Origin of the sequence: Sulfurovum sp. (assembly GCF_049668085.1) — a bacterium.
Classification (GTDB): domain Bacteria; phylum Campylobacterota; class Campylobacteria; order Campylobacterales; family Sulfurovaceae; genus Sulfurovum.
This window is the reverse complement of sequence record NZ_JBATIY010000121.1, coordinates 1-13,191: the sequence shown is the minus strand read 5'-3', so window position 1 is coordinate 13,191 and position 13,191 is coordinate 1. Positions and strand designations below refer to the sequence as shown.

Below are 13,191 nucleotides of genomic sequence, written 5' to 3'. Positions count from 1 at the left end.
GAAAGAAAATACTTTTTGGACTGATGGGTATTTTGTATGCTCAATAGGAGAAGCAAGTCCTGATACTATTCAGAACTATATCAAAAATCAAGGTTAGCACCTTATACGCATTCATCCCAACGGCTAAGGACCATTGGGATTTCTGCTAAGTGTGATTAAAAATATCTCTTACTCTATATCAAAAGTGACCTCTCTACTTACAAAGAGAGGTTTATCATCAAATAAAACTATTTTTTACGAAGAAATACACCACTCTCTACATGTGTCGTATGAGGAAACTGATCATACATTGCTGATTCTATCACCTCGTGTGATTGTACCAATGTTTCAAGATCTCTTGCAAGTGTTTCAGGATTACATGAAATGTAAATAATATTGTCTATATTTGAAATGAGTTTTATCGTTCCCTCATCTAATCCAGCTCTTGGAGGGTCTACCAAGACCGTACTGAAATTGTAACTTTTCAAATCTATCTCTTTAAGTCTGGAGAACTCCCTTACTCCATTCAATGCTTCTGTCATCTCTTCTGATGCCAATCTTGCAAAAGTAATATTGTCAACACCATTTAGTGCACAGTTTTCCAATGCTGCCTGTATCGAACGTTTACTTATCTCTGTGGCCAAAACCTTATCAAAGTAGTGAGAAAGAGGTAATGTAAAATTACCCAGTCCGCAATAACTTTCTAAGAAGTCACCCTTCCCTACCGTTTTAGCCTGCTTAATTGCCCACTCTATCATCTTCACATTGACCGTAGGATTGGGTTGGGTAAATCCACTTTCATACTGAACATAGGTAAATGTTTTTCCATCGATATCCAACTTTTCTGTGACGAATTCATCTGAAAGAATGACCTTTTGTTTACGGCTTCGTCCCATGATCTTACAGTCAAGTTCCTCTTCAAGCTGTTTTGCTTCAGTACTCCAAACATCATCTAATTTTCTATGGTATAGCATTGTGATGAGACATTCATCTGTGGTTGTCGCTAAAAACTCCACTGCAAAAAGTCGCTGCTTTAATACTTCAGTGGAAGCATTGATCTTTTCGAGTAACTTCCACATACGTTTTTCTATAGGTTCTATGACTTTAGGACACTCTTCTATGGTGATAGCACCTTTTTTCTCTACACCATCTATTTGCATCTTGCCCATAGCATAATCACAAACATCACCCTCATGCCAAATGCGGAACTCTGACCTGGCTCTGTAATGGTCAGTAGGAGAATCAAACAGTTCCAAATCTCCTTGATAAAAAGGAGCCAAAAGTCCCGAAACCCTCTGCTGTTTTTGCTTTAACTGCTCTTCATATCCTATCTTATAGAGTCCACAAGAGCCACAACTTCCAAAATGTTTACAGTTCAAACTTCATACCTTTAATTTCCATTGGATATAATCACAATAATAATATAATTTTGTAATTTTACCCAAAAGGTCCAAAATGTCTATAAGTGTTGTCATACTCGCAGCAGGTCAAGGTACAAGAATGAAGTCAACTACCCCCAAGGTACTTCATGAAATTTCCGGAAAGTCTATGCTCTTTCATGCGATAGATGCAGCAAAGAAGATCTCTGATGATATCACAGTGGTACTCTACCACCAAGCGGCACGTATACAAGAATCAATAGAAGCTCACTATAGTGGCATACATTTTCATATGCAAGATGCCGTACAATTTCCTGGAACAGGTGGAGCGATGAAAGGTGTACATGTTACACACAGCAAAGCACTTATACTCAATGGTGATATGCCGCTTGTAACCATGAATGCACTTGAATCACTGATGCAGGGAGATGCTGACATTAACATGTCTGTGATCAAACTGGATAACCCTTCCGGGTATGGTCGTGTCGTCATAAGTGAAGGCAGTGTAGTAGAGATCGTTGAGGAAAAAGACTGTAAGCCCGAACAAAAAGAGATACAAACGGTGAATGCAGGTGTCTATTGTGTTAAAAAAGAGTTACTAGAAAGTTATATTCCTGCACTCAGTAATGACAATGCCCAAAAAGAGTACTACCTTACGGACATCATTAAAATGGCTGTAGATGAAGGTAAACCTGTACATCCTGTTATCGTAGAGGAAGAAGAATTTAAGGGTGTGAACTCCAAACTTGACCTTGCACATGCAGAAGAGATACTTCAAAGACGTATCAAAACAGAGTGGATGAAAGCAGGTGTCTCTATGCGTTTACCAGAAACGATCTACATCGATTCACGTGCTACTTTTGAAGGCGAATGTATGTTGGAAAATGGCGTGAGCATTCAGGGTGCTTCTCATATCATCGCTTCACACATTAAAACGCACTCTGTCATTGAAGATGCATATATTCAAAATTCGGATGTGGGACCTATGGGTAGAATCAGACCAAATACTAAGCTTATCAACACACATATCGGTAACTTTGTTGAAGTCAAAAAGTCTACACTTACCGGTGTTAAAGCAGGTCATCTTGCCTACATAGGAGACGCTACTGTAGAGGAAGGTTCTAACATTGGTGCAGGTGTCATCACTTGTAATTACGATGGTAAGAACAAATACCAAACGAACATAGGTAAAAATGTCTTTGTTGGGTCAGATACACAACTCGTTGCACCAGTTACCATAGAAGATGATGTTATCATAGCTGCTGGAAGTACAATAAACAAAAATGTGGCCCAGGGAGAACTTGCTATTTCAAGGGCTCCAATGAAGACCATAAAAGGCTTCTTCTATAAATTTTTCGGAGAGAAATAATGCAGGTTGATCTGAACGGAAAAACTATCTTACTCGGAGTCACAGGAAGTATCTCAGCCTATAAGGCTTGTGATATCGCAAGACTCTTTGTCAAGGCGGGAGCAGATGTACACATTGTGATGACCTCTTCTGCAGAACGTTTTGTTTCAGCACTGACTTTCGAAGCATTGACGCGTAATACAGTACTGACTGACGCTACTGAAAGCTGGAGCAGTGAACTCAATCATATCGATATCGGTAAAAAATGTGATGCCTTTGTGATTGCACCTGCTACGGCAAACACGATCAATAAACTAAACCACGGAATCGCTGATAATATCCTCACACAAACTGCCCTTGCCTACACGAAAGAGATCATCATCGCCCCTGCAGCCAATACCAATATGCTCCTTAACCACGCTACAAGAGACTCCATCCATCATCTCAAATCTAACGGCTATACGATCATCGAGCCGCAAGAGAAACTACTTGCATGTGGAGATACAGGAAGCGGTGCACTGGCTGAACCGATAGAGGTCTTCTATGCTACAGCAAAAGCCCTGTTCAAAGATCCATTTTGGAAAGATCGAGAAGTGGTAGTTACTGGTGGAGGTACACGTGAGAAGATAGATGAAGTACGTTACATCTCCAACTTCTCTTCAGGCAAGATGGCAAATGCTCTCAGCCTTTCACTCTGCCTTAGAGGGGCGAATGTCACCTATATCTCTACCATGGGGTTCAGTGATCTACCTTTGAATATCAAGCGTGTAGAAGCCAATTGCGCTGAGGATATCCTCCAAGAAACACAAAAAAGTATCACTGCAGTTACAACGCAAGAAAGTGCACTTATGCCTTATCTTTTTATGGTGGCCGCGGTAGCTGACTTCAAACCCACTAAACCCAAAGATGGCAAGGTAAAGAAATCAAGTGTCGGTACTCACTGGAATATCGAACTGGAACAAACAACTGACGTACTTGCTACTATCGATAAAAGCAAGATCAAAACCGTAGGATTTAAAGCTGAAATGGATAGCCAAGAGGGACTGAACAATGCTATAGCACTTTTGGAGAAAAAAAGGGTAGATGCTGTTTGTTATAACCTTTTGGATGATGCAAAAAGTTTTGGGGGGAGTGACAATGAGATCACATTTATCACCAAAGAGAAACAGATTCCACTAGGGCGTACAGATAAGCTCACACTTGCAACAAAGATCCTTGATCAAGCAAAAGGTCTGATAGATGGGTAAAACAGTGCTGAAACATCTCGCTATTATTATGGACGGTAATGGGAGATGGGCAAAAAAACGTGGTCTAAAACGTACCAAAGGTCATGAACGAGGAGCTGAGACGATCCGTGAAGTCACCAAGTGTTGTGCTAAACATCCAACAGTAGAGACAACTACCTTCTATGCTTTTAGCACAGAAAACTGGAAACGTCCTAAATTGGAAGTTGAGTTTCTGATGAAAATGTTAGATAAATACCTTAAAGATGAACTCATTACCTATCAGGAACATGATATTCGTTTCCAAGCTATTGGAGATCTCACAGCATTTTCAAAGGCTTTACAAAAACGTATCAAAGAGACGGAAGAACTGACGAAAAACAATACCAGCCTCACACAAATACTTGCACTCAACTATGGTGGTCGTGCAGAAATAACACATGCGGTCAATACACTCATTGGAGAGGGGAAAGCACATGTCACAGAAGAAGATATCTCTTCAGCTTTGCAAACACCCTACAGTGATATAGATCTACTCATACGTACCAGTGGGGAAGAGCGTGTTTCCAACTTTTTACTTTGGCAATTAAGCTACGCTGAACTCTACTTCACAGCAACACTCTGGCCTGATTTTACAAGCAAGGAATTACGTGAGATCATAACAAATTTTGAACAGCGCAACAGACGCTTTGGAGGAATATAATGCCAGAAAATATACTTATAGAAATAGCGATCATTGTATTTATCTTTGGAACGATGATCGGATCATTTTTAAATGTTGTCATCTACCGTATACCAAAAGGTGAAAGTATTGTCTTTCCTTCATCAAAGTGTCAGAGCTGTCAAACTGCTTTAAAATGGTGGCATAATATCCCCCTATTCTCATGGTTGTTCCTGAGAGGAAAATGTTATTTTTGTAAAGAGAAGATCTCAGCACAGTACCCTATGGTTGAATTCCTGACCGGGATTATCTTTGTCGCACTATATTTCAAATTAGGGCTTGTGTGGTATCTACCTTTTATTGCAGCCTCTTTTGCTTCATTGCTTGCACTTGTGATGATCGACTTTGAATATATGGCCGTACCTGATAATGTGAACTTTGCAGCACTTATTTTTGCTCTTGTTCAACCTGAGTTTCTCATGGCACTTCTCTTCGCAAGTATAGCAGCGGGTGGACTCTATCTTATAGGTTTACTCTCCTCACTACTTGCTAGAAAACAGGCTATGGGTGGAGCAGATGTCATCGTAGCTGGTACCATGGGTGCATTGCTTGGATTTCCAAACTTTTTTGTTGCACTTTTTCTCTCTGCTTTATTGGCGATGATACCTGCACTCATTTGGAGGGATAAAGGGGTCCCTTTCGTTCCTTTTCTGGCTTTAGCCACATTTATCGTATACCTTTATGATACACAAGCTGCTCAACTCTTGGAGACGATTATCTATGGTTAACGTTAAAGGGTACATTTCATCAAACTTTACAAGGTCATTTCTAACGATATTTCTGCCATTTTTCATTATTATCTCTCTTGTCTTTCTTGTAAGAATTGCCGCTCTTACTTCAAAGATACAGATCGATTTTGGAGAGTTGCTCTTGCTTTACAGTTACTCCATTCCAGAGATTGTTTTTTATACACTTCCTCTCTCATTTATTGCTGCATTGGCAAATGTACTCGTGAATCTTTCTCAGGGTAATGAACTGATTGCCCTCTATGCACTTGGACTCAAATCCAAAAAGATACTCAGCGGTTTACTCTTGATAGGTCTTCTCTTCTCCCTTCTTTTGACTACTATCTCTTTACTGGCCATGCCACTTAGCAAACAATTTTATAGGGCTTTTAAAGAAGAGAAAAGAAATGATGCAAAACTTAATATTGTTCCAGGGGAGCTAGGTCAAAAATTTGGAAGCTATTATATTTATGTTAAAGATAAAACAGAGGATACATTTCAAAATATTGTTATTTACAATCGTACCGATAAAACAAATGAACAGTTTTTCTCATCTCATACGGGGAAGTTAAATCGTAATGAAGATGTAACCTCATTACTGCTCAATGACGGCTATGGATATACCTATTCAGAAATAAAACTCCAGCAGGCAGAATATAAAACCTTGGAGATCTTTGATAATGCAAAAAAGAAAGGGTTTGAATTTAAAAGTATTCTATCCTATTGGCAAGAAGCACAACACAACAGTAAGATCATGCATAAACTCTTGTTTTTTATTTTTGTCAGTCTCATCCCTGTGCTTTCAGTCTACCTTGTAGCTTCTTTCACAATGATAAATCCGCGCTATCAACCAAACCGTTCATTTACTGTCATCTTTGTAAGTACACTGTTTTTCTATGCCATAGCCTCTTCTTTACAAAAATGGGGAACACTTCCTATCTTAGGAATATCTGTCATAGTGATAATGATACTGGGTCAATGGCTCTTTAAAAAACGTGTATCTAAATATTTCTAATGGTTCTTGTATGCGTGTAAAAGCTGTTATAAGTTATGATGGAAGCCAATATCAAGGCTTTCAAAAACAAACTACCACAAAACTTACCATAACAAGTGCTATTAAAGAGGCACTTAACTCTTTACAGATAGATTCCCCTATCGTTGGAAGCGGTAGAACAGATGCCAGGGTACATGCCAGTGGACAAGTCATACACTTTGATCTACCTGAGTACTGGACAGACCTAGAAAAACTCAAATGCAATCTCAATCGAAAACTGAGCGATATTTTTTTTAAACATATTACTCCTGTAACAAATGATTTTCACGCGCGATTTGGCGCTAAAAAAAGAGTCTATCGTTATGTATTTAAAACACATAGACCTTCTGTCTTTGAACAAAAATATGTTTCATATTATCAAGATTTCAATCCTGAGTTACTTATCAATGCACTCAAAATATTTGAAGGGAAACATGATTTCAATGATTTTCATAAAACGGGTACTGTAACACACACCACTGTCCGAGAAATCTATCGTACAGTCTATAAAGAACGTAATGGCTATCATTTTATCTATTTTCAAGCCAATGGTTTTCTTCGTTCACAGGTACGCATGATGGTAGATGCAGCCATGTTATGTGCACAAAATAAAATGAGCATAATTCAGCTACAAGAACAATTAAAATGTCAAAAGAAGCATACCACTAAGCTTGCTCCTGCAGAGGGTCTTTATCTGGCAAAGATCCTCTATTGACACTCCTGTGTATGATCAACTTAAATCTATTCAAGAAGTGTAAATAAAGATTCTTTTTATTTTCTATCCACATTTTTTAGTTAGAATGTCAACATATTTTAACAAGGAGACACTCTTTGAGAAAACTTTTTATTTTTACGGCCTTATCATTATTCTCTTTTGCCAACAGCGAAATGGAGGCACTCTATCTTAAAAATGCTTGCAATAGCTGTCATGGCATGTATGGTGAAGGTATGGGGGCCTCGCCTAGATTACAGGGAATACGTGAAGATATATTACTTAGAAGACTTAAAGACTTGCAACAAGGAAAACCTCGTTCTGCCTTTGGCACAGTAATGATATCTTTTGCTAAAGCACTTGATGAGAATCAAACCAAAGAGATGGCAAAGTATCTTTCGAATTTAAAAACAAATACAGATGATGAGCGTTATGACATAGAGTATGACCCCGCCGGAGATGGCGGGTCTTAGGTTATTAGTAGAATTTAGTGCATAGGTATTTGAGGCTGCACCATCTCTTCAGGCATGCCTTCTACTTTTATCACTGCTTCTTCTACTTTAGTTTCTACCGTTTCAGTGACCGTTTCTTTTATAGTCTCAACAGGCATAGTCTCAACAGGCATAGTTTCTACTGGTATAGTTTCTTCAGGTAGTGTTACAGGAGCCGTTGGTTCAGGTGTTACTTCAGTTTCAGAAGGAGCACTCTCTTCTTTAACAGTTTCCGTTTTCTCTGCTGCTTCTTCAAGAGCTTCTTCCAGATCAAATATCTTATCATCTAATGTTTTTACCTGTTCAACATTCATACCATACTTATAAACAAGTTCACCACCTTCTTTTCCTTGTTCAAAGATTCCTACAACAAATGCGATAAGAACTAAAAGATAGAGCCCTTTTAAAATACCTTTACCTGCAAGCATAGCCAGTAATTTAAGGAGTAAGAGCACACCAGATGCCAACATCAGGTATGTTCCCAAGGTCTTATGTTCACTAAGTGCCTCTTTAGCCGCTTCACTCAATGCAGGATACGCTTCCTTTCCATCAACTAGCCCCGTAAAGTATGCACCGATGGATACAACAACTGTCAGTAGGATCAAAAAGAAAGAAACACCGCTTATTGCTTTCTTTCTCAAGATCAGATTTATAAGCTCCAGTAAGAGGATCACTACAGGTAGAGCAATAGCAAAATGGACTACTGCAGGGTGTAATAAAACAGGGATGTCAAATGGAAGTTCTACTGTTGGTAATGTGATAGCAGGGAGTTGCATACTATTTTCCTTTTATAAAAAGGGGCAAAGCCCCTTTCAAATTCATTTTACTAAAGTGTAGGCTATTGCCTTATAATATTAGTTAAGAAAGATTATATCACAAATGAGTTAAAAGGGTTTAACTACCACCATGATTACAATAAATATCATGAGTAATGTCGGTACTTCATTATAAATTCTTAACCATTTAGAGGTTTTATAATGCGGATTCTCCAAAAGTGTCTTACGAATACTGTTTAAAGAGAAGTGATACGCAATAAGAAAAGCAAGAAACAATAGCTTAGCATGCATCCATCCGCCACTTGAAAAAATACCTGAATTCAAATAAAGCATGACTGCACCAGTAATGATGGTCGCCCACATAGCAGGTACACCTATATACTTAAAAAGTTTATATTCCTGAATCTCTACGATCTCTGTAAATGCTCTTGTATCAGCATTTTCACGATGATAGATAAACAATCTCGGCAAATAAAACAACATTGCCATCCAAGAGACAAAACTCATCACATGAAATGCCAATATCCAACTATAATATTCCATTTTTACTCCAATATCTCAAAATCTTTTTTACTGTAGATGACTACTTGTAATTTCTTATAATAACCAAGATGAGCATAGTGTATCTTTAGACGGCTTCCATTTGGAGGGGCAGGTTTTTTCTTTTTAAAATCTCCCAAAATAATATACTCTTTTGTATCAGGCATCTTTAAGATTCGAGACTGCAAAGCTTTTGCATATTCAATACGTTTACTCTTGTACCCTTTATAGGCTTTGGATTTCCAGTGATTTACAAAAAGCGTAATAGATTCCCCTTCTATATCAACTTCAACCTCCAAGATGCTTCTCACTCTTTCACTGAAACTCACCTGTATGTCATATTGTTTTTTTATGGGGTAATGTGATAATAATGCTACTTGGATGGATGCATTCTTTTTGTCAGTGATCGCAGAGTATTTATAAGAACACCCTACCTTCTTCAGTCGTCTCATGAGTTGATGCAAGATATGACTGTTTTCCACTTCCTGAAGTCCTAAGATATCTGCATTCAGATCACAAATGACTTCAGCTGTATGGTTTAGCTTTATATCAACCATGCGCTTATTCCAATTATGTTTACCCGGTGTATACTCTTTGTATTCAGTGCCTTGATAGACTGCATCAAAAAAATTTTCAACATTATAGGTCGCCACTTTAAGAGGTTTGGAGAAAAGAAACAAGGGCAGAAGACAAAATAAAAAGTATCTCACAATAGTATGTCCTTATTTTTTCTTGTATTGTAGCAAAGTAACTAATATGAATACGATACAAGTGTCAAATTGTCATAGAATTTCGAAGATGATACATCAAAATTGAATAAAGTATCATCAAGTATATAATGTTATAATATTTAATAAGTTGGAATTATAAATATTTCAATTTTTGGCGCCTCTTAAATGTAGGTTCATACGATGCAATACGTAAAGTATTTAGACTATATAAATAAAAAAGGGAAATACCATGAAAAACAGTATGATTAAATTATTAGTAAGTGTAGCCGTCATTACATCATGTTTATATGCAGGGGGAGATATTGCACCTGTTGTCGAGCCCGTAACTGAACCAGATACTGACAGCGGTAGCGCAATGGGTATGGTGAGCATGCTATTGTTTATGTTCTTAACAACAACCGTAGGATCATTTTTCATCAAAAAAGAAGATAAATAACAAATTCAACACTTTCTTTTTCTTATTCCCAAACTTAGTTTGGGAATGTATACTTTATCTGAACATCTTTCCAAGCATATCCATAGCACCTTTAGGTCCACCTACATTAGAGAGCATCTCATCCATAATCGTACCTTCCCCTGCTGTTGCCTGATCTACAACCTGAGGCACTGCATCTGCTAAAGCACCGGCTGCACTCTCTTGAGAAAGGCCAAGTTCTGAGGCAAAAGCAGCAATATTATCAGAACCTAACAGCGTCGTGATCTGTTCTACCGAAATAGATTTGTTTTCTCCATTCCCTAACCATGAACCTACTATCTCACCCAAACCATTTTGTGAAAGTCCACCTACAAACTTCACAAGATCTATACTCCCTTGACCATTTCCTACAAGGTTACCCAACGCATTGGCGATATCATCTATCTCAAGTCCTGTTGTTGCATCATCACCATTATTCTTTATGATAGAAGCACCTGCTTTTAATAAATCCATGAATTCCATATCTTTTCCTTTAATATTGTATGATTAGTATATTACAATAAAACAATTGCATCATCTAATAATTGTATTTGTTTACGCTCAATCAGTTCTGTCAAAGTACGTTTAAAATTCTTCTTACTCATACCAAACTTATTTTTGATCTCATCTGCATCACTTTTATAGGTGAAAGGCAATGTTCCATCCGCCTCTTTCAGTAGTTGTAAAATAGTACCTTCAGCTTCTCCTATTTTCGCTTTTTTTCCTATGGGCTGGAGAGAGAGATCCAGTTTAAAATCTTTTCTTACATTTTTAATATAGACTTTTTTACGGTCACCTATACGGATGTCTTCAAAAATCTCATTTGTAAAAAGCATACCTTCATACTGATTATCGGCTACTACTTTAAAACCCAATGGCGTTTCAGCCAAAACAATAGCATCTAACACTTTGTTTTGATGCAATCCTTTCATGTCACGGTTTAAGTATTTTCCTATTTTCTGAGTAGCAAAAAGACGATCTGTCTGCTCATCTAAACAGACTCGTAAAAGATACTTTTTCCCTATAGTAAAATGCTCTTTTTGTTGTGAAAGAGGTACAAATAGATCTTTAGGAAGTCCCCAGTTTACAAATGCGCCATAGGCTTTGTAATCTACTACCGTGAAGTATCCATATTCTCCCAGTTTTGCATAAGGCATTTTAGTGGTTGCAACAGGACGGTCTTCACTGTCTGTGTAGACAAAGACATCTATCAGTGAACCCATAGGCATCTCATCTTCCATGACATAGATATTTGGTAGAAGTACTTCCTTCCCATCTTTGGCTTCTAGGAAATAGCCGTAATCTGTATCACGCATCACTTCTAAAGTGTTTATTTCACCTATATTGATCGTTAAATTTTTTGATTTTTCTTGCATGTGTTATTCCGTTTCATTTTAAATTCTGTGATGCACTCACAGTACTAATGACATTATAGCTAAAAAAATATTTGGCTATAATATTTTCACACTAAACTCAAGGAAATACACATGAATCCAAATGTATTCACAAATACATCTACAACAAAAGGCGGCAAAAAAGTTACCCATTTAGCCTGGTGGGTAACACTTATCTTATCTCTAGCACTTTCAGTTGGCACTTGGAATCCTACTGGACACCATTTTATAAACTATATCTCAAATGTTGATGACATATTGTCAGGCTTTAAACCTTTTGCTATACTGATCATGCTTGCCCTATGGTTGCTTGCCATCAAATCGATCTTTCAAAGTTTAAAATTTTACGGTGCGATCATCGCTGCTATCATCATTGCCGCATTTGTCTGGGGTCTACAAGAGTACGATCTTATCAATGTAGCAGACTTTGAACAAGCAGGATGGGCTGTAACATTAGGTGTAGGTGTTTTGATCTGGTTTGGGCTTAACGCTTCGATCATTTGGAAAAAATTAACTGGTGTGTATACTACTGATAGTAGCGATGAGGAGTAACCATAGGATCTTCCTATGGATGAAGAAAGAGTCTACTCAGTAGACTCTTTCTTTTCAGTTTTCAAGATACTCTCTAAATGCCCCGCAAAATCTAAAGGCGGTATGAATCCCGTTAAACTCTTCTCTGGTAAAAAGTTATTCTCTTTGTTAAAGAAAATAATATTCGGTGTACCAAAAAGCTCAAACTTTTTAAGCAATGCTTTGTCTGCATCTGTATTGTCAGTAAGATCCACTTTAATAAAAGTAAACTTTTGAAGGTGTTCCTGTACTCTTGGGTCCGGGAACGTGATCTCGTCCAGTTCTACACATGCAGTACAAGATTTTTTAGTAAAATCAACAACCACTGGCTTATCCGATTCTTTTACCTCTTTCAGTAGACGTTCTATACTATAACCTCTATAACCCTTATTTGTATGCATAGCTGCAGTGGCTACTGCTCCACTATACTGTGTAAATTTTTCAAATGGTCTTATAATGGAACTTGAACCACTCATACCACCGATAAATAGTGATCCCCCATACATTAAGAAAACCATTGCTAAGAGTTGGAAAAGTTTCTTAGCACCTTTTGTTTCACTGCTAGGATTAAATACACCCATATAAAGTGATGTACCTATAAATAGCAATGCCCATAGTATCAACGTAAGACTATCTGGAAGTATACGGGAAAGCATAAAGATAGCCAGACCTAACATCATTACACCAAACGTTTGAGACACTACAGTCATCCAACCGCCTGGTTTTGGCATAAATTTACCAGCACCTATACCTACAAGTAGCAGGGGCATACCCATACCTATACTCATGATAAAGAGCGCTGAACCACCTAAGAAAGCATCTCCTGTATGAGAGATGAAGAGTACTGCCCCTCCTAGTGGTGGTGCTACACATGGGCCTACAATCAGTGCAGATAGAAATCCCATGACTGCCGTCCCAAGGATACCTTTTCCTTGTGCATCATCACTCACTTTTGTAAGTTTAGACTGCCATGAGGCAGGTAAACCTATTTCATAATATCCAAAAAGTGAAAATGCCAATGCGACAAACATACCGGCAAAAATAGTAAGGACCCAAGGATTTTGCATTGCTGTTTGGATATCTGCACCTACAAGTCCGGCTATAATCCCTACTAC

17 protein-coding genes are annotated in these 13,191 nt (G+C 37.9%); 10 read left to right on the top strand and 7 right to left on the bottom strand.

All coding sequences use genetic code 11. The features are described from left to right. Positions 1-97: transposase (locus WBM70_RS08020; RefSeq protein ID WP_424557326.1), on the top strand; the 97-nt coding region annotated here is incomplete at its 5' end. Positions 98-227: 130 nt separating this feature from the next. Here the strand turns inward: WBM70_RS08020 and trmA are convergent. Beyond that, positions 228-1,358, bottom strand: a complete 1,131-nt coding sequence (gene trmA, locus WBM70_RS08015) for a tRNA (uridine(54)-C5)-methyltransferase TrmA (RefSeq protein ID WP_424557983.1) — start codon at positions 1,356-1,358, stop codon at positions 228-230. Between the two features lie 76 nt (positions 1,359-1,434). Here trmA and glmU point away from each other — a divergent pair, with 76 nt between their 5' ends. The 7 genes from glmU (at position 1,435) to WBM70_RS07980 (ending at position 7,593) form a co-directional block, all read left to right on the top strand. Then, complete coding sequence (gene glmU / locus WBM70_RS08010) at positions 1,435-2,727, top strand: bifunctional UDP-N-acetylglucosamine diphosphorylase/glucosamine-1-phosphate N-acetyltransferase GlmU (protein ID WP_424557982.1); 1,293 nt, start codon at positions 1,435-1,437, stop codon at positions 2,725-2,727. Continuing rightward, on the top strand, positions 2,727-3,953 hold the full coding sequence (gene coaBC / locus WBM70_RS08005) for a bifunctional phosphopantothenoylcysteine decarboxylase/phosphopantothenate--cysteine ligase CoaBC (protein ID WP_424557981.1): 1,227 nt from the start codon (positions 2,727-2,729) through the stop codon (positions 3,951-3,953). Before glmU ends, coaBC begins: the two co-directional genes overlap by 1 nt. Continuing rightward, positions 3,946-4,632 carry a di-trans,poly-cis-decaprenylcistransferase gene (locus WBM70_RS08000; RefSeq protein ID WP_424557980.1) on the top strand — a complete coding sequence of 229 codons (687 nt, stop codon included), beginning with the start codon at positions 3,946-3,948 and terminating at the stop codon, positions 4,630-4,632. The genes coaBC and WBM70_RS08000 overlap by 8 nt, the downstream gene beginning before the upstream one ends. Further along, positions 4,632-5,378: a prepilin peptidase gene (locus tag WBM70_RS07995; protein WP_424557979.1), complete on the top strand. Its 747-nt coding sequence runs from the start codon at positions 4,632-4,634 to the stop codon at positions 5,376-5,378. Before WBM70_RS08000 ends, WBM70_RS07995 begins: the two co-directional genes overlap by 1 nt. Further along, positions 5,371-6,390 (top strand): LptF/LptG family permease, encoded by a 1,020-nt coding sequence (locus tag WBM70_RS07990; protein ID WP_424557978.1) that lies wholly within the window; start codon positions 5,371-5,373, stop codon positions 6,388-6,390. Before WBM70_RS07995 ends, WBM70_RS07990 begins: the two co-directional genes overlap by 8 nt. 10 nt (positions 6,391-6,400) lie before the next feature. Then, the gene (gene truA / locus WBM70_RS07985; protein ID WP_424557977.1) at positions 6,401-7,123 is read left to right on the top strand and encodes a tRNA pseudouridine(38-40) synthase TruA; all 723 of its coding nucleotides are present in this window, start codon (positions 6,401-6,403) and stop codon (positions 7,121-7,123) included. A gap of 116 nt (positions 7,124-7,239) precedes the next feature. Next, positions 7,240-7,593 (top strand): c-type cytochrome, encoded by a 354-nt coding sequence (locus tag WBM70_RS07980; protein WP_424557976.1) that lies wholly within the window; start codon positions 7,240-7,242, stop codon positions 7,591-7,593. A 14-nt stretch (positions 7,594-7,607) separates the two neighbouring features. Here WBM70_RS07980 and WBM70_RS07975 read toward each other — a convergent pair whose 3' ends face one another. The 3 genes from WBM70_RS07975 to WBM70_RS07965 form a co-directional block, all read right to left on the bottom strand. Further along, a complete protein-coding gene (locus tag WBM70_RS07975; RefSeq protein ID WP_424557975.1) occupies positions 7,608-8,387 on the bottom strand; it encodes a DUF2231 domain-containing protein in 780 nt (259 codons plus the stop codon). A 108-nt stretch (positions 8,388-8,495) separates the two neighbouring features. Then, positions 8,496-8,930, bottom strand: a complete 435-nt coding sequence (gene hemJ / locus WBM70_RS07970; protein WP_424557974.1) for a protoporphyrinogen oxidase HemJ — start codon at positions 8,928-8,930, stop codon at positions 8,496-8,498. Between the two features lie 2 nt (positions 8,931-8,932). Then, positions 8,933-9,580, bottom strand: a complete 648-nt coding sequence (locus WBM70_RS07965; protein WP_424557973.1) for an endonuclease/exonuclease/phosphatase family protein — start codon at positions 9,578-9,580, stop codon at positions 8,933-8,935. A 307-nt stretch (positions 9,581-9,887) separates the two neighbouring features. Here WBM70_RS07965 and WBM70_RS07960 point away from each other — a divergent pair, with 307 nt between their 5' ends. Then, positions 9,888-10,094 carry a hypothetical protein gene (locus tag WBM70_RS07960; RefSeq protein ID WP_424557972.1) on the top strand — a complete coding sequence of 69 codons (207 nt, stop codon included), beginning with the start codon at positions 9,888-9,890 and terminating at the stop codon, positions 10,092-10,094. A gap of 54 nt (positions 10,095-10,148) precedes the next feature. On the opposite strand, the gene WBM70_RS07955 is transcribed toward WBM70_RS07960, so the two are convergent. Together WBM70_RS07955 and WBM70_RS07950 are read right to left on the bottom strand one after the other, a co-directional pair. Further along, a complete protein-coding gene (locus WBM70_RS07955; RefSeq protein ID WP_424557971.1) occupies positions 10,149-10,595 on the bottom strand; it encodes a YidB family protein in 447 nt (148 codons plus the stop codon). Between the two features lie 32 nt (positions 10,596-10,627). Next, positions 10,628-11,488, bottom strand: a complete 861-nt coding sequence (locus WBM70_RS07950) for a CvfB family protein (RefSeq protein ID WP_424557970.1) — start codon at positions 11,486-11,488, stop codon at positions 10,628-10,630. Positions 11,489-11,599: 111 nt separating this feature from the next. Here WBM70_RS07950 and WBM70_RS07945 point away from each other — a divergent pair, with 111 nt between their 5' ends. Further along, positions 11,600-12,058, top strand: coding sequence for a DUF6524 family protein (locus WBM70_RS07945; RefSeq protein WP_424557969.1), 459 nt, complete (start codon positions 11,600-11,602; stop codon positions 12,056-12,058). A 32-nt stretch (positions 12,059-12,090) separates the two neighbouring features. Here the strand turns inward: WBM70_RS07945 and WBM70_RS07940 are convergent. Further along, positions 12,091-13,191: thioredoxin fold domain-containing protein (locus tag WBM70_RS07940; RefSeq protein ID WP_424557968.1), on the bottom strand; the 1,101-nt coding region annotated here is incomplete at its 5' end.